This window comes from Novosphingobium ovatum (genome assembly GCF_009909235.1).
GTDB lineage: Bacteria > Pseudomonadota > Alphaproteobacteria > Sphingomonadales > Sphingomonadaceae > Novosphingobium > Novosphingobium ovatum.
On sequence record NZ_JAAAPO010000003.1, the window covers coordinates 298464 to 320779 of the forward strand.

Consider the following 22316-nt stretch of genomic DNA (forward strand, 5'->3'; position numbering starts at 1 on the left):
GATGCTCTCCCTTATGAGCGGCCCGGCGGGTTTGGCCCTGCCGCGACACGCGAATCCTGATTGCTAACAAGCGATAACGTGCCGCCCGGTAAAACCCAAGAAGAAATCAGGATGCCATACAAAATTGCCGCGCCTGTGTTGGCGGGCCATGCCGGGCGTGCCATGCTGGCGGCCGGGGCGAAATTGGCGGGGTCAGCGTTTCACCCCGTGCAATGCGGGCGCAATCGCGGGCGGCTTTGCCACTGCGCGATGATAGACCTGCGGGCAAAAGAGGATCTGAAGGGGACATACCTTTGCGCGCCATAGATTATTTCGATCGCGGCCATGACCGCGATCCCGCCCGCACGGCGATCATCGACGTGGATGCGGGCCTCTCGCTCAGCTTTGCCGAGGTCAAGGCCCTGACCGAGCGGATCGCTGCCGCCCTGCAACGCAACGGCTTTGCCAATCAGGACATGCTGGGGCTGTATGGGCCCAATGACGGGATGCTGCTGGTGGTGCTGTTGGCGCTGTGGCGGGCCAATGGGCAATGGATCCCGGTCAACACCCGCAACGCGCTGGACGCCAATGCGGGGTTCCTGAGCTATGTGCGGTGCAAATGGCTGGTCTACCACTCGTCAAAGGCGGACGAGGTGGCCCAGTTGCGCGCTGCCTGTCCGCATCTGACGCGGTTTGTCTGCCTGGACCGGGCGATGGGGGATGATCCGTCACTGGCCGATTTCATCGCCGATGTGACGCCCGCCGATTTTGTCGAACCGCCGATCAACGAATGGGCGAACAAGGACGAACTGGTGGGCGTGTTCGCCACCGGCGGCACCACCGGCCCGTCCAAGGGCGCCGAAATGCCCAATCTGGCATGGGGCACCATGATCGAGACCGCCAGCGACGCGATGGGCGGGCGCACCGATGATCCGATCGCGCTGGTCCCCGCGCCGATCACCCATGCGGCGGGCCCCATCGCGCTGGCCACCATGAGCTTTGGCGCAACGCAGGTTATCCTGCCCGGTTTTGACGCCGAACGGGTGCTGGCAACGATCGAGCAATACCGCATCAGTCACATGTATCTGCCGCCAACGGCCCTGTATCAATGCCTGTCCAGCCCGGCGATTGGGGCGCATGACTATTCGTCTTTGCGCATCTTCCTGCTGGCGGGCAGCCCGTGCAGCCCGGAAAAGCTGCGTCAGGCGGTGGGCGTATTCGGCCCGGCGATGTGTCAGTCATACGGACAGGTGGAATGCCCGATGATCGTCGCCTGGTTCCCACCCGAAGATGTCGCCCGCTGCGCCTTGCAAGCCCCGGAAAAACTGGCCGCCTGTGGCCGGATCAGCCGCTCGGTGCAGGTGGCGCTGCTGGATGACGAGGGCAACAAGGTGCCCTTGGGCGAGGCGGGCGAGATCTGTGTGCGCGGCGTCATGGTCACGCGTGGCTATTTCGAAAAACCGGCCGAAACCGCCGAGATCCGCAAGTTCGGCTGGCACCATACGGGCGACGTTGGGCGGTTTGATGCCGATGGCTATTTGTATATCGTCGACCGCAAGAAGGACATGGTCGTGACCGGCGGCTTCAACGTCTATACCGCCGAGGTTGAGGGGGCGATCACCGAAATGCCCAGCGTGCGCGAATGCGCGGTGATCGGTATCCCGCACGAGAAATGGGGTGAGGCCGTCCACGCGCTGGTGGTGGGCAGTGGCCTGACCGAGGCCGAGGTGATCGCCCACGCCAAGGCGCGGCTGGGCGGGGTAAAGGCGCCCAAATCGGTGGAATTCGTGCCCGAAATCCCCCGCACCGCCGCGGGCAAGATGGACAAGAAGGCGCTGAAGGCCCGCTATTGGGGAGACGCCGCCAGAATGGTCAACTGACGCATGGTCAATTAAGCCACCGCGCGGCGCGGAAATATGGGGGCGGGTGAGGGATCGCCCGCCCCCTTTTTGCGCCGGTCACACCTTCCAGCGCAAAAGGTGATCTGCCGCTTGGCTCACAACGCGCGGGTGATGTCGGCAATATCGTCCAGCAACGCATGCGGCTGTTGATCGGGGGGCAGGGTGGCCAGCGTCTCGTGCCGCATCAGCCCGGTGGTCAGCCCGATGCCGATCGCCCCACAGCCGCGCGCCATCGCCATTTCCAGCGCCGGGTCATCGCCCACCACCACCACATCCCCGGCCGCGTTCGCGTCCAGTCCCATCGCCGCCAGCGCGGTATCAAACGCGGCCTGCGACGGTTTGCCCAGCACGCGGGCGGGCACATCGGTCAGCGCGGTGATCATCGTGTTGATGGCAAAGGACGAGCCGATTCCGCGCCCATTGGCCGTGGCGAAAAAGGGGACGTGGCTGGCCGTGGTCAGCGCCGCGCCATTCCACACCGCCTCGCACCCTGCCTCCAGATCGGGGAAGGTAAAGCCGCGGAACCATGCGGTATAGACCGCGTCGACCTCGCCCTTGTCGGTGCCTGTCAGCACCTCCAGCCCGCGCGCGGTCAGCGGCTGTTCCACCCCCGGATCGCCCAGCACCCGCACGCGGGTCAGCCCTTGGCGTTCCAGCCAGATCGCGGCCGAGACGGAAGGGGTCATCATCTCGTCGTCAGCCAGATCAAACCCGGCATTGCGCAGCGAGGCGGCATAGGTGGCGGGCGGTTTGGCCGTGCCATTGGTGAACACCCGGAACGGCACCCCGCGCCGCCGCAATGTGGCCAGCAAGTCCACCGCGCCGGGCAGGGGCACATGGCCGCCGCTGGCCTTGTCACCCAGGGCAATCGTGCCATCCATGTCAAAGATGAAGCCGCGCGCCGACGCGATCCGTTCGGCCAAATTCTCAGGCAACATGAGCGCCTCCGTGCAGGGCAATGCGGACGCCGCCGCAATCAATGGCAATATCGCGCGCAGCCGGCCTTGCCGCCAATTCGCGCAGCAGTTTGAACAAGGGCGCCGCCGCCGGATTGTAATGCGATCCCGAAGGGCCAGCGGCGATCATCGCGTCCACCTGTTCCCCCGGCATGACGGCGCGCAGCAGGAATTCCTCTTCCGGCAGGTTCTCACCCCACTTTTTGCGAAGGTCCTTCAGCGTGGGAAAGGTCGGCTCGGCGGCGATTTCGCGGGCGCGGGGGCGGTCCAGAATGGCCGCCTCCACCGCCGGGTCCAGCGGGCTGGTCGGGCGGCCAAACTTGCCCATGACGTAACGCAACACCTCGTCCGAGACCTGTTGGTAGCGGCGCTTGCCGATGACGTTATACAGCGCCTGACTCATCACCATTTGCGGGAAAGGCGTGACCATGATCGGGTGGCCCAGTTCGGCGCGCACCCGTTCCGTCTCCAGCACCACCTCGTCAAAGCGGTGGGCAAGGCCCAGTTCCTCCAACTGACGGCGGGTGGTGGTCATCACCCCGCCCGCGATCTGGTGTTTCAGGAAGCTGGCGTCAAAGGCCTGCGGCGTGCCAGCGGGCAAGCCTTCGGCGCGGGCCAGCGCCCACCAATAGTCGCTCACCTGCTTCAGCGCCTTTTTGTCGGCCACCACACTATGCCCGGCGGCCTCCAGATTGGCGACCATGCGTGACGCTTCGGGCAGGGATGAGCCTTCGCCCAAGGGGCCGATGCCGACATGGACGCAATCGACAATCCCCAGATCGGCGGCGGCCAGACTGGCCAGCCCGCCCTGACCGATGGTGGTATGGGCGTGGATTTCCAGACGTTTGGCGCCAATCGCGGCCTTGACTGCCGGGGCCAGCGTGCGCACCCGCTCGGGGCTCATCAACCCGCCGGGGTCTTTGATATAGAAACAGTCGATGTCGGGGCTGGCCGCCAGTTTGCGCGCGAAATCGGCATAGAACTGATCGGTATGCACCGCCGACAGGGTAAAGGTCAGCGCCCCCATCACCTCGGCATTGCCCTCGCGCTTGACCAGCCGCGCCGCCTCGATCACCGCGTCGGCGTCATGCATCGGGTCCAGCATGATGAATTTGCCGATGCCATTGGCCTGCAACCGGCGATAGACGATCGCCATGAAATCGGGATCGGCCTGTTGCCATGCGATGAAACGCAGCCCGGTGGTGATGAATTGCAGCACCGTGTCGGGCATGGCCGCCCGCATCCGGCGCAGACGCTCCCACGGGTTGTTGCGGGCATAGCGCACCGCCACGGCCATATGCGTCGAACTGGTAAAATCGATCGCGCGAAAGCCGACCCGGTTCACCGCCCCGGCAATCGTCAGCATCTGCGCCGTGTTGAGGCCCGTGGCCCCCCACAGCGACTGGTTGCCATCGCGCATCGACACATCGGTCAGGGTGATTTCGGCCATCAGCGGGCCTCCTGTGTTGCGGCAAAGGCGTCGAAAAAGCGCGTGTCGACCCCGCCTGCGACAAAGCGCGGGTCGGCGGCGATGCGGGCGTGCAGCGGGGCGGTGGTGGCCAGCCCCTCGATCTGCAGCGCGCCCAGCGCCGCCTGCAACCGCGCAACAGCATCGGCGCGGGTGGCGCCATGGACGATCAGTTTGCCCATCAGCGAATCGTAATAGGGCGGGACCACGCCGCCGGTGGCGATATGGGTGTCCACCCGCACCCCCGGCCCGGCCGGCCATGCCGCGCGCCGCGCCGTGCCCGGCGAAGGGCGGAAATCGGCGTCAGCGTCCTCGGCGTTGATGCGCACCTCGATCGCGTGGCCGTGGGGCTGGATCGCGCCCTGTGTCAGCGACAGGCGCGCGCCGCCCGCGATCAGCAATTGCTGCTCGATCAGATCGACGCCGGTGATCGCCTCGGTCACGGGGTGTTCGACCTGAATGCGCGCGTTCATCTCCAGAAAGAAGAAGTCGCCCGTGTCGGCATCCACCAGAAATTCCACCGTCCCCGCCCCGCGATAGCGCAGGTGGCGGGTCAGCGCGACAGCGCTGGCCTCCAGCCCTGCGCGGGTGGCGTCCGGCAATAATGGCGCGGGGGCTTCCTCGACCAGTTTCTGGAACCGGCGCTGGATGCTGCAATCGCGGGTGCCCAGATGGATGGCGTCATGCCCATCGCCCAGCACCTGCACCTCGACATGGCGGCCTGATGCCACAAACCGTTCGACATAGATGCGCGGGTCGCCAAAGCTGGCCTGCGCCTCGGCCATGGCCATGGCGATCATCGCGGAGAGGTCTTCCTCGCGGTCAACCCGCTTCATCCCCTTGCCGCCGCCGCCCGATACCGCCTTCAGCAACACCGGAAACCCGGTCTCACGGGCGCGGGCCAGCGCGTCTTGCGGCGTTGCCGCCTCGCCACCCGGCACCACCGGCAGGCCTGCCTGCTGGCCCACTTGGCGCGCCATCAGCTTGTCGCCCATGGCCTCCAGACTGGACACATCCGGACCGACCAGCGTGATCCCAGCCGCGCTGAGCGCCCGCGAAAAACCCGCGTTCTCCGACAGAAAGCCATAGCCGGGATGGACCGCATCGGCCTTTGCCGCAATGGCGGCGGCCACCACCGCATCGACGTTCAGGTATGACAGCGGCGAAGGGGCGGGGCCGACCAACTGCACCTCGTCCGCCAAACGGGCGGGCAGGCTGGCGGCATCGGCTTCTGACACGCCAAGGATCGTGGTGATCCCCAGCCGTTTGGCCGTGCGCAGCACGCGCAAGGCTATCTCGCCGCGATTGGCGATGAAAAGGCGCCTGATCATGATGGGGGTTTACTCCGCGCGGATGTGCAGAAGCGGCTGTCCCGCCTCCACCATCATGGCATTGGGGGCAAGGATGGCGACCACCACCCCGGCAACACCGGCATGGACCGGGTTCATCAGCTTCATCGTTTCGACAATGCCCACCACCGTTTCCTCGGTCACGGTGTCGCCTTCGGTCACAAAGGGCGCGGCGCCCGGCGCGGGGGCGCGATAGAATGTGCCGGGCAGGGGGGCGGGCACGCCCGTCAGACCTTCGGGCACATCCTGCACCACTGCTGCCGGGGCAGGGGCGGCGGCAGCCGCCGCACCGCCATCGGCAAAGGCCCATTCCTGATGCCAGGGCGCGCCCTCGGCCTCGCCGTCACGCTCCACCCGCAGGCGGAAGGCGCGGGTGGCGATGTCGATCCGGCCATAGGGCGTGCCATCCAGAATGGCGACGATCTCGGCCACGTCGTCGGGGGTGAGTAATGTCTCGCTCATGGTGTCTCTCAGGCGTTCTGCAATTGGCGCTGCGCCAGCAGGGCGCGGGCCTTGGCAATGATCGCGTCGGCAAAGGCGGCATCGTTGAAATGCGCGTCCACCGTGTGGAAATCGACATTGGCGGGCATCACGCCCCGCGCATATTCGGCAAAGGGCGCCGGCAGCGAGGGATCGTGGATATGCCCGGTGGGGCTGTCATGGCTGGACAGGCCGTGCAGTGGGATGAACAGGCTGACCGGCCCCTGCGCCTGTGCGGTGATCGCGGCCAGATGGTCGGCCAGCTTTTTCAGGTCGTCCAGATTGGTGCGCACGGCGGTCAATTGCGGGTTATGCTTGTGATAGCGACGGCCGGGATATTGCGCCTGCGACACCTCGATCGGGCCGCCGATGATGAAATCGGCATTGCCCGGCGCCCAGATGGTGGGCACGCCCTTGGCCATGCCGGCCTTGCCCCGGTCGGGGCCGCCATCGGCCAGCCCGCCAAACAGGTGGTCGATGATTTCCGTGGTCGACAGGTCCAGCACCAAGGCGGGCACCCGGTCATCGGCAATCGCGTCCAGCGTCGGCCCGCCCGCGCCCGAGGAATGGAACACCATCACCTCGCAGCCATCGGCCTCCAACGCCTCGCGGATGCGGCGGGTGCCGGCCTCGGTGGTGCCCAGCGTGGTCATCAGCACCAGCGGCTTGTCATCCACCGCCCCGGCGTCATAGCCGCGCGCCATGCCTGCCACCGCCAGCGCCGCATTGCGATAGACGCCCCGGCTGATGGTGTTGACGCCCGCGATGTCGCACACCGCGTTCATCATGGCGATGTCCTTGACGCCCATGTACGGCTTGGTGAACCCGGACGCCATGGTCGACACGATCAGCTTGGGCAGGCCATAGGGAAAGGACTGCATCAGCGCGCCCGCCAGCGCCGTGCCCATCGAGCCGCCCACCGACAGAATGCCGCTGATCGGATGCTGCGCGGCATAGGCATGGGCGGCCGCGATCGAGCCACGGATCATCTGTTCGTGAATATGGCCCTCGTGGCCCAGCGCGCGGATCGCCTCGATCGTGGTGCCGGCGGCGGCGGCCACATCGTTCGGACCGATTTCCGCGCCGCCCAGATCGCGCCGCACGCTGGGGTCCAGGTGGACCACATCCACGCCCGCCCCTTCCAGCGTCTGGCGCAGGAAACGGGCCTCCACTTCCTTGGTATCCTGCGTGATGATCAGCAATACCCGTGGACGCGCGCCCGGGTTTGCAGCCTTGCTGCCTGTCATCTTGGCCATCCCCTCGTGAATTATGCTTATGCGTTGCGCATGAATTTGCGTTTATTCGTTGTGGGCTTATCTTTTTCATGCCCATCCGGGATTGCCTATCGCAAAACAGCAGGTAGATTTCACGCTGTGAAACCCGGACGCAGTTGCCAAAAACAATCGCTGCGCCAGTATCGCGTGAGGATAAAGGGAGAGGGCGCATGGAACATGCCCGCATGGATACGCCGCCGGCCGTCTTGGCCGAGGTGACGACGCCACGCGCCAGCGTGACGGGGACAACCGGCGCGCGGGTGAAACAGGTGCGCGCGCTGGAACGGGGGCTGGATGTGTTGCTGGCCTTGCGCGAGGCGCCGGGCCATGGGGTCAGCCTGAACGCGCTGCACGCCCGGCTGGGCCTGCCCAAGGCGACATTGCTGCGCCTGTTGCAGACGCTGAGCGCCAAGGGTCTGGTGTGGCGGCGGCTGGCCGATGGGGCGTGGCTGCCCAGCCTGCGCCACGCGCTGGCCCGGCCAGAGGACGCGCTGGTGTCCCTGGCCGAGATCGCCTCGCCGCTGCTGGTGGAATTGTCGAGCAAGGTGGTGTGGCCTTCGGTGATCGCCGTGCCGCGTTACGACCACATGGACATTATCGAGACGAACAGCCCGATGACGCGGTTCGATTTTGCCCATCTGGGGCCGGTGGGGGCCAAATTGTCCTATCTGCACACCGCGACAGGGCGCGCCTATCTGGCGGCCTGTGGCGATGTCGAGCGCGAGGCGATCATCGCCCGCCTGCGCCCGATTGACGCGGACGAGGAGGGGATGCGGATGCTGCACGCGATCATCGCCGACACGCGCGCGCGCGGCTATTCCAACCGTGAACCGCACCACCCATGGGCCGACCGCAACCGCCAGACGGTGCTGCGCGATGGCAAGAGTTCGATGGCGGTTCCGGTGTGCCTGCCCGGTAACGGCACGGGCTGGGGCGGGCGGGGTCAGCCGATCGCCGCGTTGAACATCACATGGCCCACCCGACGCGCCCGTGTGGAAGAGGTGGCCGCCCAACATTTGCAGGCATTGCAAGCCATTGCATCGCGCATCGGGGCCGCCGCATTGGCAGAAGGTTTCACCAGGTGAAACGCGGGGGGCTTGCACCAAGGGGGTGCTTGGCAGACGCTGCGATCTGACAAAGTGTCGCCTGTGGGGCCGATGGCCGGAAAAACAGGCAAAGGGGGAAGGCAATGAAGGCGTGGATCCTGCGCAAGGGCGCGGTTTCGCTCGATTCAATGGAACTGGTCGAGGTGGACACCCCCACCCCCGGCCCGGGCGAGATCCTGATTCGCGTGCGCGCCTGTTCGCTGAACTATCGCGATCAGGCGATCGTGCGCGGGGTCTATCTGGGCGGGCCGGTGGCGCAAGACATCGTGCCTTTGTCCGATGGCGCGGGTGATGTCGTGGCCGTGGGGCCGGGCGTCACGCGCTTTGCGGTGGGCGATCGGGCCTCGGGCATCTTTTTCCAGCATTTTTATGATGGGTTGCCCAATCCGGGCGTAGGGCCGGCGCTGGGCGCGGCAGGCGCGCCGGGGATGCTGGCCGAATATGTCGTCCTGCCCGAACAGGGCGCGGTGCATTGCGCCGCCAGCCTGACCTATGAGCAAGCCGCCTGTCTGCCTTGCGCCGGGGTCACGGCGTGGCACGCGCTGATGGCGGGGCCGCGCCCCGTGTCGGCGGGCGAACATGTGCTGGTGCTGGGCACCGGGGGCGTTTCGCTGTTGGCGCTACAGATTGCCAAGGCGGCGGGCGCCCATGTCATCGCCACCAGCGGCAGCGAGGACAAGCGCGCGCGCGTTGCCGCAATGGGCGCGGACGCGACGATCAATTACCGCGAGACGCCCGAATGGGGCGCAGAAGCGGCCCGCCTGTCGGGCAAGCCCGGCGTTGAACATGTGGTCGAGGTGGGCGGTGCGGGCACGCTGGCGCAATCCATCGCGGCGGTGGGCTTTGCCGGGGAAATCGCGCTGATCGGCGTGCTGACGCGCGAAGGCAACACCAATCCCCACGGCTTGATGTTCAAGGGCGCCAGCATCCGCGGCATCTTTGTCGGATCGCGCGCGATGGCACAGGCGCTGAACGATTTCATCGACATGCACGGCATCCAGCCGGTGGTCGACAAGACTTTCCCCATGGCCGACGCCAAGGCGGCATGGGCCTACCAATCCTCGCCCGACCTGTTCGGCAAGGTGGTGATCACACTGTGAGACACAGATTTTAGCGCCCGGACGGGGCGCATACATACAGGCGAGAGGGCGACAACAGCCCCCGCCGCATTTGGGAGATACAGGATGCAAGAGGCAAGCGTTCCGCTGGCCGATGGGACGCCGCTTGGCTTTGGCCAGCGGGTGGGGCAGGTGATCCAGATGGCCTATGTGGTCAAGGATATCCGCGCGGCGATCGACTGGTGGATCAAGGATGTGGGTGTGGGGCCGTGGTTCCTGCTGGACCATTTCTGGGCGCCCGATCAGGTCTATCGCGGCGCGCCGGCCACGGCCGATGTCACCATCGCCATGGCCTTTGCCGGCAATCTGTGCATCGAACTGATCCAGCCGCTGGATGACAAGCCTTCGGTGTACAAGGAGATCGCCGACAAGCGCGGCTATGGTTTCCACCATGTCGGGATTGGCGTGGCCGATGTTGATGCGGCGCTGCCGGACTATCTGGCGCGGGGCTATACGCTGGCTTTCCGCGCCAATGTGCCGACAGGCGGGGCGGTGGCCTATCTGGACAATGGGGTGAATGATCCGGGCATGCTGGAACTGATCCCGGCGACCAGCGGCATGGACGCGGCTTTCACCAAATTCTGGCAGGCCGGGCAGGGCTGGGACGGGTCTGACCCGATCCGGCCCTTCGTATAAGGAGGCGCGTGATGACCGCGAATTATCGTCGTTCGGGCGCCTATCAGGCCTGGGTGGTCGGGCTGCTCAGCCTGAATTTCGGGATTGTGTTCTTTGACCGCAACGCCCCCAGTTTCCTGATGCCCTTTATCCAGAAAGATCTGGGGTTTGATAATACCGCTGTTGGGCTGCTGTCCTCGGCGCTGTCGCTGACATGGGCGCTTTCGGGGCTGATTGTCGGCGGGCTGTCCGACAAATTGGGCAAGAAAAAGATCGTGGTGGTGGTTGCCTCGATCGCCTTCTGCCTGTGCTCGTTTGTGTCGGGCGCGGCGCATACCTTCCTGATCCTGCTGGCCTCGCGTCTGTTGATGGGCGTGGCCGAAGGCGGCATCATGCCCGTCAGCCACGCGATGATCGTCGCCGAGGTCGAGCCAAAATGGCGCGGCATGGCGATGGGGATTGGCCAGAATCTGGGCTCGAACCTGCTGGGCAGTTTTGTCGCGCCACTGGTGCTGGTGTGGATCGCGCTGACGTGGGACTGGCGCACGGGGTTCTATCTGGCGGCGCTGCCCGGTCTGGTGACGGCGGTGCTGATCTGGATCACGCTGCGCGAACCGCCGGCCGAGGCCGAGCATGAGGAGCATCCCAAGGTCAGCCTGAAGGAAGCTTTTGCCAATCGCAACGTGCTGTTGTGCTCGGCGATTGCGGTGCTGCTGGTGTCCTATCTGGTGGTGTGCTGGGCGTTCATGCCGCTGTTCCTGACCAAGGTGCGCGGGTTTGACGCGGGGACCATGGGCTGGCTGATGGCGACGCTGGGCCTGTCGGCGGGGCTGGGCAGCGCGCTGGTGCCCGCCATTTCCGATGCGGTGGGACGCAAGCCGGTGATGGTGTTCTTCTCGGTGCTGGGGCTGATCCTGCCGCTGGGGGCGATGTATTTCCACGGCAGCCTGTGGGTGCTGGCGGCAATCTTCTTCTTTGGCTGGGGGCTGAACGGGGTGTTCCCGATGTTCATGGCCACGATCCCGGCGGAATCGGTCGATCCCCGGCTGGCCGCGACGCTGACCGGCATGGTCATGGGCACGGGCGAAGTGCTGGGCGGGGTGCTCTCGCCCTTTATCGCGGGGGCGGCGGCGGACCATTACGGTTTGTCGGCACCGTTGTGGATCATGGCCGGGCTGACGACGGTGGCGGCGGTGCTGGCCTTTGGGCTGCGGGAATCGGCGCCAGCGGTATTGGCACGGCGCGCGCAATCGGCCGGTGGCGCTTTGGCCGCCGCGCAATGATGACGGGTTGAGACATGTGCGCCGCCCCGGTGTGGGCGGCGCGGGAGAGCAAAGCCATGAGTCAGATCGAACGCTTCTCTACCGCCGATGTGGCCGATTGTGATCGGCTGGATTTCTGGAACCGGTTGACCGACCAGACCTATCCGGGGACGCTGGTCGACCGGCGGCACGCCCATTTCGAGGCCGAGATGCTGCGCTGGACGCTGGGGGATCTGACGATGATCCGCCCGCGTTCGCGCAGCTCGCTGGTGACGCGCCGCCCGACCGGAGAGCGCAGCGAGCGGGTGGTGTTGCATTTCCAGCATTCCGGCCGGTCGCGCCATGAACAGTTTGGCCGTGCGGCCGAATTGAATGTGGGCGATTTTGTCCTGTCCAGCGCGGACGAGCCCTATCGCATCGACCTGCTGGACCACGAATTCCTGGTGGTGGAATTTCCGCGCGCCGGGCTGGCCGCGCGCCTGCCCAAGCTGGACGATGTGATGTCGCGCCGCATTCCGGGCAATGCGCCTTCCAGCCGGATGCTGCACAGTTTCATCCTGTCACTGTGGCAACAGGGCAACCAGACCCAGGCCGACCCCGAATGGCAGGCGGGCGTGTGCAATGTGTTTCTGGATCTGGTGTCGCTGGCGGTGCGGGGGATGGAGATGCACCAGCCCACCGCCGCCGCGCTGGGCCAGCGGGTGTTGCGCGTGATCGAGACGAAGCTGCATGACCCCACGCTGGGCACCGCCGAACTGGCCGCCGAGGCGGGGGTGTCGGTGCGCACGATCCAGAACCTGTTTGCCGGCATGGGCACCACGCCCAGCGCGTTCATCCTCTCGCGCCGGTTGGAACGCGCGGCCGAGATGCTGGTGGTCAATCCGGTGGCCAGCGTGACGGCCATCGCCTTTGATCTGGGTTTTTCCGATAGCGGGTATTTTGCGCGCTGTTTCCGTCAGCACTTTGGCCTGACGCCTACCCAATATCGCGCGCAGCACTGATGTAAACGCATCCTTATTGTCGTCATTGACAACAAAATACGTGCCGGTTTGTCCGGCGATTGCCAACAGGGCGCCGGTGTCAACGCATCGGCGCCCTGTTTTCATGGTCACAGCACTGTGGCCAGATTGCAGCATTGCCGCAGCAAATTCCATGCTGTGAAATATTGACGCGCCGTTTGCGCCTGTGTCCCACCCGCTTGCGCGCCAGTCCAAGCGGCGGGCCATTGCTCTCCGCTAACACCTGAAAAATCAGACGACACCGGCCCAACGCCGGGTGAATCGGAGAGGGAGAGTAAGAATGAGGACAAAGATTCTCGCTGCCACGGCCATGTCGGTGCTGTTCGCCAGCCCCGCCTTTGCGCAGGCGCAGGGCGGCGCGCCGGCCCCGGCACAAGGTGGCATCGCCGAAATCGTCGTGACCGCGCAAAAGCGTGCGGAAAGCGTGCAGAACGTGCCCATCGCCATTTCGGCCTTTACCGCTACGGCGTTGAAAGAACGCGCTGTTTCGGACGTGTCGGCACTGTCGGGCATTTCGCCCAATGTGACGCTGGACGCCTCGACGCCGTTCTCGGGCTCGACCGCGGTGCTGGGCGCCTCGATCCGTGGCGTGGGTTCTGCCGACTTTGCCTTCAACATCGACCCGGCGGTGGGCGTCTATCTGGATGGCGTCTATCTGGCCCGTTCGGTCGGCGCCAACCAGGACCTGCTGGACGTCGAGCGCATCGAAGTGCTGAAGGGCCCGCAGGGCACGCTGTTTGGCCGTAACACCATCGGTGGCGCGATCAGCATCGTCACGCATGAGCCGGGCAAGGAATTCAAGTTCCAGGGCGATGTCACCACCGGTTCGTTCCACCGCCTGCAGGCGCGCGGCATGATCGACATGCCGATCAACGACCAGCTCAGCTCGTCGGTGACCTTTGGCATCATGAACCGTGACGGCTATCAGCACCGCATTCCGTTCCGCAGTGCGACGCCCTATGTGACGGATGGCTTTACCTCTTTCCCGGCGGCCGGTTATTCGACCGGGTCGAACACGCAGGGCGGTGACAACAGCTGGTCGCTGCGTGGCAAGTTGAAGTGGGATAATGGCAACGGGCTGAAGGCGACCTTTACCGCCGACTATACCCATGTGAACCAGGATTCGACCCCGAACACCGTTCTGGCGACCACCGAAGGCGTTGCCGGGCCTTTTGCCGGTCTGGCTGCCAACAACATTCCGGGCACGGCGCTGGATGTGACCACCGGCTCGTCGGGCTGGCTGTTTGCGGGCCTGTACAACTTCTGTATTTCGGCCACGCCCTCGCAGATCGCGGCGCGCAACGCCGGCAATCTGTGCGGCCCGCGCAGCAGCGTCAACGGCTTTGGCACGCTGGGCGCGCTGGGCGGTGCGACCAACCGTCTGCCGTATAACATGTCGAACGCCTCGACCGGCAATATCGACACCACCTATGCCAACGGCAACAACTTCTCGCGCCTGAATCAGTGGGGTCTCTCGCTGGTGCTCGAAGGTGATGTCGGCATCGGCACGCTCAAGTCGATCAGCTCCTACCGCAAGGTGGACTTTGCCGCTGGCGTCGACCTCGACGGTTCGCCGCTCGAGATGCTGCAGACCAGCTTCCTGGTCAGCCAGTATCAGATGAGCGAGGAGCTGCAGCTGACCGGCACCGCGATGGACGGTCGCCTGAAATATGTGCTGGGCGCCTATGGCTTCAAGGAAGCGGGCGATCTGCATGACTATGTGACCTTTGCCGAGGGCCTGTTGCAGGTTGATGGTCCGGGCCGCGTCAAGACGGTGAACTATGCCGGTTACGGCCAGCTGGACTTCAAGGTCAGCGATCTGCTCAGCCTGACGCTGGGTGGCCGCTATACCCATGAAGACAAGGAATATTACGGCTTCCAGTCGGACGTGAACGGCTTCAACTACAAGCTGTTCAACTGTATGCCGGTGTCGGCCGCCTGCGCCTCGGCGCTGGGCTTCCCGAACCCGTCCTACTCGCTGTTCGATTATTACCCGACCACGCCCACCGCGCAGTCGTTCAACAACTTCAGCCCCAAGGCTGGCATCCAGTTGCGCCCCGCCCGCGATGTGATGATCTATGGCTCGTGGTCGCGCGGCTACAAGACCGGTGGCTGGACGACCCGTCTGTCGAACCCGCTGCCTCTGGCGCCCACCTTTGGCCCTGAACACGCCGAAACCTGGGAGCTGGGCATCAAGTCGACGCTGTTGAACCGCAAGTTGCAGATCAACGCGGCGATCTTCTCGACCAAGTATGACGGCATCCAGTTGAACCAGCAGCAGGGCGTCTCGCCGACGGTGGCCAACCTGGGCGACGCCAGCATCAAGGGCGCCGAACTGGAAGTGACCGCCGCCCCTGGTGGTGGCTTCACCATCCAGGGCAGCATCGCCTATCTGGACGCGCATTACACCTATATCTGCGGTCAGAGCGGCCTGCGCGCCTCGTGCAACAACAACACCGCGTTTGTGGCCAGCAACCCGTTGCAGGCCGGTATCGCGGTCGGTTCGGACCTGCCCAAGGCACCGCATTGGAAAATCAACGTTTCGCCGCGCTACGAAGTGCCGGTGGGCGATGGCAAGGTGGTGTTCCTGGCTGACTGGACCCACACCAGCGAGATGCGCAACGACACCGAAGGCACTTTCCTGCTGAACCGCAAGGCGACCGATATCATCAACGCCTCGGTCACGTGGAAGGCGCCGGGCGGCCGTTATGACATCACCGTGGGCGGCACCAACCTGACCAACGAGCGTTACCTCGTCACGGGTCAGGCGCAGGTGGCCGGCGGCCAGATCTACGGCACCTACAGCCGTCCGGCCGAATGGTATGCCCGCATCGGCGTCAAGTTCTAAGAACCCTGCCTGAACCGGGGCGGCCTGACGGGTCCGTCGCGCCCCGGTTCCCTTTTTCCTGACATTTGCGTGGAGGCCATGATGCCCGAAACCGCCCATTCCGAATTCTGGAAGGATATCAAGCCGGTCGAGAAGGTGTTCCGCGAGGGCGCTTTGCCCGAAGTGTACCACCACAAGATCGCCGAGGGCGACCCGCGCTATTGGGTGCCGATCTCCGAGACCGTCTCGTCCAAGCCTGTGTGGATCAGCCCGGCCAAGAACATGTGGGCCGACGTGCTGATGTGCACCGGTCCCGGCATCGTCAACCGCCACTATCACCCACACCCGATCTGGGCCTACACCATCAGCGGCAAGTGGGCCTATCTGGAGCATGACTGGACCGCGACCGCAGGCGATTTCATCTATGAAACGCCTGGCGAGAGCCACACGCTGGTCTGCTATGACCATCCCGATCCGATGAAGGTGTTCTTTGTCGTGTCCGGCCCGCTGATGTGGCTGGACGAGGATGGCAACACCACCGGCCATTACGATGTGTTCGATTATATCGCCGCCGCCCGCGCGCATTATGACGCGGTGGGTATCGGGGCGGATTATGTCGATACGCTGATCCGTTAAGCACTGACAGGAAAGGGCGCGATCATGGAGAGCTCGCACACGCCCCGCCTGACTGCCGCCGCAACGCCGGGGCGCTATTTGCGCAATGCGTGGTATGTGGCTGGTTGGGCATCGGATCTGGGCAATGATCCGTGGTCGCGCATTTTTCTGGAAGAGCCGGTGGCCCTGTTCCGCGATGCGGAGGGGGTGGCCCATGCGGTCGAGGGGCGCTGTCCGCACCGTTTTGCAGCCCTTGGGCGCGGGCGGGTGGTCGATGGGGCGCTGGAATGCCCCTATCATGGGCTGCGCTTTGACGGGCGGGGGGCCTGTGTCCACAACCCGCAGGGCGAAGGGCGGCTGCCGCACACCGGCTTGCGGTCCTATCCGCTGGTCGAGGCGCACGCGCTGTTGTGGATCTGGATGGGGGCGGCCGATCGCGCCGATCCGGCGCTGATCCCTGATTTTTCATGGCTGAATGACCCGCGCTGGGCGGTGGTGCGTGGCGCCACCCTGGCCGAAGGGCATTACGAGCTGTACACCGACAACATTCTGGACCTGTCCCACGCCAATTTCGTCCATCCGGCGTTGGTGGCCGATGCCTTTACCACCGGACAGCGGCGGTTCTGGCAGGAGGACGGCCAGGTGCATTCCGAATATGTCCAGCATAACGCGCCGCTCTCGGTGGGGTTGGCCCCGCTGTTTGACGCGGCCGGGCACGACATGGATTTCTATGGCCATGTCGAATGGCAGGCGCCGGCGGTCTTGTTCTTTGACTATCGCGCCGGGCGGCCGGGGACCCCGCGTGAGGACTGCCGTTCGCTGCCTTCGTTGCACGCGTTCACGCCCGCCACGGGTGATGAGACGCATTACATCTGGGCCACCGCGCGCGACTTTGCCGTGGACAACGCCGAGGTGAGCGCGGGCATGCTGGGCGCGTTGAAATACGCCTTTGAGGAAGAGGATCTGCCCATGATCCGCGAATGCCACCGCCTGATGAAGGGGCAGGATTTCTGGGCATTGCGGCCTTTGGTGCTGGAAGGCGATGGCGGTGGCGTGCGCGCCCGCCGTGCCTTGCAGCGCCTGATCGAGGCCGAGAACAACGATAACACGGCCGGAGCCGACCTCGCTTTGGCCGGACAACAGGAGGGTTAGCATGAGGAAGAGCGCGTGTGTCGCGCTGGGGCTGGGCGGGGCGGTGATCGCCGCGCTGGCCGCTGGCAGCGCTATGGCCGGGCAGGAGTTGGGGCAGCCGCTGCCGCAACGCGCGCCTGAAAAGGTGTATGCCAGCGTCTGCGGCTATTGCCACGGCACCAATGTCGGCCCGATCATTCTGGGCCGCAAACTGGCCCCCGCGCTGATCAAGACGATGGTGCGCAGCGGGATGAACGGGATGCCCTCGTTCCGCCCCAGCGAGATCAGCGATGCTGAACTGAATGATCTGGCCGTCTGGATTGAAAAGTCCAAGGCCAACCCGAAGGAGAAGGGCAAGTGAGCGGGATCGCAATGGACCGTCGCGGCCTGTTGGGCGCGGGTGTGATGGGCGCGGCGGCGGTGGCCGGCACGGCAATGGCCGGCCCCACTGGTGAGGGCGCGATGCTGGCGCCGGGCGTCTCGCGCGGGGATCTGGCGGGCGCGCTCAAGGCGATGCGCGCCGTGGTGGGCGACCAATGGGTGTCGGGCGATGCGATGGCCGTCCTGCCCTATGCCAAGAATTACCTGCCCGACCCCAGCGGCCGTCACCGTCCGGTGGGCGCGGTGTGCCCCGCCAGTGTTGAGGAAGTACAGGCGATCCTGAAAATCGCCAACCAGTACCGCCAGCCCGTCTGGCCGGTCTCCACCGGAAAGAACATGGGCTATGGCATGACCAGCACGGCGATGCCGGGGCAGGTGGTGCTGGACCTCAAACGGATGAACCGCATCCTGAACGTCGACCCCGAGCTGTGCACCGCGCTGGTCGAGCCGGGCGTGACGTACCAGCAGTTGAAAGACTATCTGGACGAGCACAACATCCCGCTGTGGATCGACGTGCCCACCGTTGGCCCGATCGTTTCGCCGGTGGGCAACACGCTGGACCGGGGCGTGGGCTATACGCCATATGGTGAGCATTTCATGGTCCAGTGCGGCATGGAAGTCGTTCTGGCCAATGGCGAAATCCTGAAAACGGGCATGGGCAGCACCAAGAATCCCAGCGCGTGGCAGGCCTTCAAATGGGGCTATGGTCCCTATCTGGACGGCATCTTCACCCAGTCGAATTTCGGCGTGGTGACCAAGATGGGCATGTGGCTGATGCCCAAGCCGCCGGTCTACAAACCCATGGTCGTGCGCCACAAGAAGGTCGAGGATCTGCCCCGCATCGTCGAGGCGATGCGCCCGATGCGGATCAACAACATCATCCCCAACGTGGTGCTGATGATGTCGGCGGCGTACCAGTTGGCGATGTTCCACCGCCGGAGTGAGGTGACGCAAAGCACCGCGCCCGTCTCGGACGCTGAAGTGGCCAAATTTGCCGCCGCGCATGATCTGGGCATGTGGAACACCTATTTCGCGCTGTACGGCACCGAAGGCATGATCGCCGAAAGCGAGAAGATCGTGCGCGGCGCCTTTGCCGCCATCGACGGCGAGGTGATGACGCAGGAGCAGATGCACGACAACCCGTGGTTCCACCACCACGCCACGCTGATGCAGGGCGGCCTTAGCCTGGAGGAAATCGGGTTGGCCAGGTGGAAGGGCAATGGCGGCGGTCTGGCGTGGTTCGCCCCTGTGGCCCCGGCCAAGGGCAGCGAGACTCAGGGCCAGATCGCATTGGCCAAGCAGATTCTGGGCAAATACGGGTTCGATTACACCAGCGCCTTTGCCATCGGCAGCCGCGAGTTGCACCACATCATCGCGCTGTTGTTCGACAAGTCCGACCCCGAGGAAGAGAAGCGCGCCGATGCCTGTTACCGCGAATTGGTGACCGGCTTTGGCGATCAGGGCTGGGCTTCGTACCGCACGGGCGTGCATGCGATGGATCTGGTGGCGCAGCAATATGGCGCGACCAACCGCGCGGTGAATGACGCGATCAAGGCGGCGCTGGACCCCAACCACATCCTTGCCCCCGGCAAGTCGGGGATCGCCTGATGCGCGCGCGCTGGTGGATGGCCGCGGCGGCGGCGGTGCTGGCGGGGATGCCGGTGGGCGGGGCGCTGGCCCAGCCCGCCCCGGCGGCCACCGTCGCCGCCCCGGTGCAGGCGCCGCTCAAGGTGGAGGTGCTGCGCACCTCGGCCGGCTCGCTCTATGCCAATATCGCGCTGATTTCGGGCGAAAGGGACGCGGTGCTGGTCGATGCGCCCTTCACCATGGCCGATGCGCATCGGGTGGTGGCCATGGTGCTGGACAGTGGCAAGCACCTGACTCACGTGTTTGTCACGCACGACCACCCGGACCATTTCTTTGCGATGGAGGTGATCCGGCAGGCGTTCCCCGATGTGCAGATCGTGGCCCATCCCGTGGTCGTGGCCGATATCTGGAAATCACTGCCGTACAAGGTCAAGCGCTGGAGCCCGATGCTGGGCCCCAACGGCCCGCGCAGCCCCAGCGCGCCCGCCGCGTTGACCAGCGACACGATCCTGCTGGAGGGGCGTGAGTTGAAAGTGATCGGCCCGATGGCGGGCGATCACACCCACGCCACCGCGCTGTGGGCGCCTTCGATCAAGGCGCTGTTTGCCGGCGATCTGGTGTATAACCAGATGTATTTGTGGATGGGCGAACACAGCGCCGCCGACATCGCCGCATGGGGCCGATCATTGGACCAACTGGCCGCGTTGCAGCCTGACATGGTGGTGGCCGGTCATGCCAAGCCGGGGTTGGCCAATGACATTTCGGGCCTGAATTTCAGCCGCGCCTATATCGCGGCGTGGCCGGGGCTGGTGGCCAAATCGCGCAATTCGGCCGAACTGCGCGCGGCGGTGGCCAAACAATTCCCTGATGCGATCGATATTCTGGGCGACTTCCTGCTGGGCAATTCGTCGCGCGTGGCCAAGGGCGAAACGCCGCCTTGGGCTGAATAAGCCATAACATAGAGGATGTTGAGAGATGATGCGCAGGTTTGAGGGCAAGGCCGTGCTGATCACGGGCGGCGCGACGGGCATCGGCCGGGCAACCGCCATCGCCTTTGCCGATGAGGGCGCGGCGGTGATGATCGGCGATGTGGACCCCCGCGCCGAGGAAACGGTGCAGATGATCCTGTCGGCCGGTGGGCAGGCCGCGTTCCGCCACACTGATGTGCGTGACCCGGCGGCGCTGGACGCGCTGGTGGCCGATTGCGTCGAACGCTTTGGACGGATGGATTGCGCGTTCAACAACGCGGGCGTGCTGCCGCCCCAGCGCCCCATCCACGAGGTGACGCAGGACGAGCTGGATCTGGCGATTGATGTTGATTTCAAGGGCGTGTTTTACGCCATGCAGGCCGAAATCCGCCACTTCCTGACCGTGGGCGGCGGGGCCATTGTCAACACCGCCAGCGTTGGCGCGCTGATCGCGGACCCGAACATGAGCGCCTATTGCGCGATGAAACACGCGGTCGCCGGCCTGACCAAGGCGGCGGCGGTGGAATATGCGCAAAAGGGTATCCGCACCAATTGCATCGCGCCCGGCTTTGTCGTGACACCTATGACGCAGCATTGGGCCGACAGCAACGAATTCACCAGCATGTTCTTTGCCAACAACATCTCTGGCCGCGCCGCGCAGCCGCAAGAGATGGCGGGGACCGTGCTGCATCTGTGTTCGGACGGGGCCAGCTTTGTCAACGGCGCGACTTTCGTGATCGATGGCGGGCAGACCGCGCACTGAGACCCCTGATCGGCGCTTGCCAAGTGCCCGATCCCATATATGTATTACTGACAGATTCATGACGCCGCGCCTCACACCCATTCCGCGCGGCAAAGCACTGAACAAATGGAGAGAATGTCATGGCCGTTATGACTGCACCGCCTTCGAGCAAGGCCGAGATCGTTGATGTGAAGTTCGCGCACAAGGCGCTGGTTGACCGGCTGAGCCCGGGTGGCCGCTATATCGACGCGCAGACCGACGTTGACAGCCCGTGGGTGCCTTTTGGCGAAGGCGCGGCGATCAAGCATCTGGCCTTTGACGTGCGTCAGGGGCTGTTTTCGAACATCCTGTGGGTCAAGGGCCCCGGCGTGGTCGGCACCCACCTGCATCGCGGCACGATCACCATGGTCTGCCTGGAGGGCAGCGTGCGCTATCTGGAATATGACTGGACCGCGACGCCGGGCGGTTTGATCCTGGAAGTGCCGGGCGAAAGCCACACGCTGGTCACCGAACACCCCGAGGGCTGCAAACTGTTCGGCTGGATGCAGGGCCCGATCGACTTTTTCGACGATCAGGCCAATTACGTCGAGACCTGCGACGTGTGGTGGTTCATCAACCATTACGAGACCTATTGCCGCGAAAACAACATCCCCATCAACCCCAAGCTGTACGTCTAAGGGGCGGGCGCGATGGGCGTTTTGAACCAATTCGACATCGCGGGTCGCAGCGCCATCGTCACCGGTGGCGCCAGCGGCATCGGCCTTGCCTATGTCGAGACGCTGGCCGAGGCGGGGGTGCGTGTCACGCTGACCGACGTCAACCCGGACGACGCCGCGCGCGAGGGTGAGCGGCTGAAGGGTGAGGGCTTTGACGTGCGCTGGGCGCGGCTGGACGTGTCCGACCGCGCCGAGACGGAAGCCGTCTTTGCCGCGCATGATGCGGCCTATGGCGGGCTGGACATCGCCTTTGCCAATGCGGGCGTGGGGCTGGGGCCGGGGTTCTGGACTCCGGCGGGCCATCGCGCGCCCGATGGCCAGATCGACACGTTCGATCCCGCTTTGTGGGACCGGACCGTGGCGATCAACCTGACCGGCGCCTATAACACCATCCGCTCGTCGGTGGCGCTGATGAAGCGCAACACGGGCGAAAATGGTGGGCGGCGGGGCGGATCGATCGTCTGCACCGCGTCAAACGCGGGGCTGGTGACCGAACCGATCGTGGGCATCCCCTATATGCCGACCAAGGCTGGCGTGCTGCACATGGTCCGCGCGCTGGGGCTGGAGCTGGCCGAATTCGGCATCCGCATCAATGCCATCGCGCCGGGGCCGTTTGTCACCAACATCGGCGGCGGCTGGGTGAAAAAGGACCCTGTCGCGCGCGCCGCGTGGGACGCCATCGTCCCGCTGGGCCGCATGGCCGAGACGGACCAGATCAAGCCTTTGGCCTTGCTGCTGGCGTCTGACGCGTCCAACTATATGACCGGTAGCCATGTCGTGATCGATGGCGGCATGATGCTGGGCCATTTCGGGTAATCAGTG

Annotated in this window: 20 protein-coding genes; 15 read left to right on the forward strand and 5 right to left on the reverse strand. The window is 65.0% G+C overall.

Annotated elements, in window-relative coordinates; genetic code table 11:
• Window positions 1–293: 293 nt before the first annotated feature.
• Window positions 294–1859, forward strand: coding sequence for an AMP-binding protein (locus GTZ99_RS09015; protein ID WP_161718027.1), 1566 nt, complete (start codon window positions 294–296; stop codon window positions 1857–1859).
• A 116-nt stretch (window positions 1860–1975) separates the two neighbouring features.
• On the opposite strand, the gene GTZ99_RS09020 is transcribed toward GTZ99_RS09015, so the two are convergent.
• The 5 genes from GTZ99_RS09020 to GTZ99_RS09040 are packed head-to-tail and all read right to left on the reverse strand — an operon-like array spanning window position 1976 to window position 7389.
• Window positions 1976–2818: an HAD-IIA family hydrolase gene (locus GTZ99_RS09020; protein WP_161718029.1), complete on the reverse strand. Its 843-nt coding sequence runs from the start codon at window positions 2816–2818 to the stop codon at window positions 1976–1978.
• Window positions 2808–4286, reverse strand: coding sequence for a biotin carboxyl carrier protein (locus GTZ99_RS09025; protein WP_161718031.1), 1479 nt, complete (start codon window positions 4284–4286; stop codon window positions 2808–2810). The genes GTZ99_RS09020 and GTZ99_RS09025 overlap by 11 nt, the downstream gene beginning before the upstream one ends.
• Complete coding sequence (locus GTZ99_RS09030; protein WP_161718033.1) at window positions 4286–5635, reverse strand: acetyl-CoA carboxylase biotin carboxylase subunit; 1350 nt, start codon at window positions 5633–5635, stop codon at window positions 4286–4288. Before GTZ99_RS09030 ends, GTZ99_RS09025 begins: the two co-directional genes overlap by 1 nt.
• A 9-nt stretch (window positions 5636–5644) precedes the next feature.
• Entirely contained in the window at window positions 5645–6115 is a 471-nt protein-coding gene (locus GTZ99_RS09035; protein WP_161718035.1) for an acetyl-CoA carboxylase biotin carboxyl carrier protein, read from the reverse strand.
• A gap of 8 nt (window positions 6116–6123) precedes the next feature.
• The gene (locus tag GTZ99_RS09040; RefSeq protein ID WP_227711209.1) at window positions 6124–7389 is read right to left on the reverse strand and encodes a Tm-1-like ATP-binding domain-containing protein; all 1266 of its coding nucleotides are present in this window, start codon (window positions 7387–7389) and stop codon (window positions 6124–6126) included.
• A gap of 188 nt (window positions 7390–7577) precedes the next feature.
• On the opposite strand from GTZ99_RS09040, the gene GTZ99_RS09045 reads away from it, so the two are divergent.
• From GTZ99_RS09045 to GTZ99_RS09110, 14 genes are all read left to right on the forward strand, one after another.
• On the forward strand, window positions 7578–8492 hold the full coding sequence (locus GTZ99_RS09045; protein WP_227711210.1) for a helix-turn-helix domain-containing protein: 915 nt from the start codon (window positions 7578–7580) through the stop codon (window positions 8490–8492).
• Between the two features lie 104 nt (window positions 8493–8596).
• Window positions 8597–9613, forward strand: a complete 1017-nt coding sequence (locus tag GTZ99_RS09050) for a zinc-dependent alcohol dehydrogenase family protein (RefSeq protein ID WP_161718036.1) — start codon at window positions 8597–8599, stop codon at window positions 9611–9613.
• 84 nt (window positions 9614–9697) lie between these two features.
• A complete protein-coding gene (locus GTZ99_RS09055; protein ID WP_161718039.1) occupies window positions 9698–10267 on the forward strand; it encodes a VOC family protein in 570 nt (189 codons plus the stop codon).
• An 11-nt stretch (window positions 10268–10278) separates the two neighbouring features.
• Window positions 10279–11529: an MFS transporter gene (locus GTZ99_RS09060; protein WP_161718041.1), complete on the forward strand. Its 1251-nt coding sequence runs from the start codon at window positions 10279–10281 to the stop codon at window positions 11527–11529.
• 56 nt (window positions 11530–11585) lie between these two features.
• A complete protein-coding gene (locus GTZ99_RS09065; protein WP_161718043.1) occupies window positions 11586–12509 on the forward strand; it encodes a helix-turn-helix domain-containing protein in 924 nt (307 codons plus the stop codon).
• A 298-nt stretch (window positions 12510–12807) separates the two neighbouring features.
• Window positions 12808–15375, forward strand: a complete 2568-nt coding sequence (locus tag GTZ99_RS09070) for a TonB-dependent receptor (RefSeq protein ID WP_161718045.1) — start codon at window positions 12808–12810, stop codon at window positions 15373–15375.
• Between the two features lie 78 nt (window positions 15376–15453).
• Window positions 15454–15990 (forward strand): 2,4'-dihydroxyacetophenone dioxygenase family protein, encoded by a 537-nt coding sequence (locus tag GTZ99_RS09075; RefSeq protein ID WP_227711211.1) that lies wholly within the window; start codon window positions 15454–15456, stop codon window positions 15988–15990.
• Window positions 15991–16014: 24 nt separating this feature from the next.
• Window positions 16015–17121, forward strand: coding sequence for an aromatic ring-hydroxylating dioxygenase subunit alpha (locus tag GTZ99_RS09080; protein WP_161718049.1), 1107 nt, complete (start codon window positions 16015–16017; stop codon window positions 17119–17121).
• A 1-nt stretch (window position 17122) separates the two neighbouring features.
• Complete coding sequence (locus tag GTZ99_RS09085; RefSeq protein WP_161718050.1) at window positions 17123–17461, forward strand: c-type cytochrome; 339 nt, start codon at window positions 17123–17125, stop codon at window positions 17459–17461.
• The gene (locus GTZ99_RS09090; RefSeq protein WP_161718052.1) at window positions 17458–19089 is read left to right on the forward strand and encodes an FAD-binding oxidoreductase; all 1632 of its coding nucleotides are present in this window, start codon (window positions 17458–17460) and stop codon (window positions 19087–19089) included. The genes GTZ99_RS09085 and GTZ99_RS09090 overlap by 4 nt, the downstream gene beginning before the upstream one ends.
• Window positions 19089–20018: an MBL fold metallo-hydrolase gene (locus tag GTZ99_RS09095; RefSeq protein WP_161718054.1), complete on the forward strand. Its 930-nt coding sequence runs from the start codon at window positions 19089–19091 to the stop codon at window positions 20016–20018. The genes GTZ99_RS09090 and GTZ99_RS09095 overlap by 1 nt, the downstream gene beginning before the upstream one ends.
• 25 nt (window positions 20019–20043) lie before the next feature.
• Window positions 20044–20799, forward strand: coding sequence for an SDR family NAD(P)-dependent oxidoreductase (locus tag GTZ99_RS09100; RefSeq protein WP_227711212.1), 756 nt, complete (start codon window positions 20044–20046; stop codon window positions 20797–20799).
• A 119-nt stretch (window positions 20800–20918) separates the two neighbouring features.
• Window positions 20919–21455 (forward strand): 2,4'-dihydroxyacetophenone dioxygenase family protein, encoded by a 537-nt coding sequence (locus GTZ99_RS09105; RefSeq protein WP_161718056.1) that lies wholly within the window; start codon window positions 20919–20921, stop codon window positions 21453–21455.
• Between the two features lie 12 nt (window positions 21456–21467).
• The gene (locus tag GTZ99_RS09110) at window positions 21468–22310 is read left to right on the forward strand and encodes an SDR family NAD(P)-dependent oxidoreductase (protein ID WP_161718058.1); all 843 of its coding nucleotides are present in this window, start codon (window positions 21468–21470) and stop codon (window positions 22308–22310) included.
• Window positions 22311–22316: the final 6 nt, after the last annotated feature.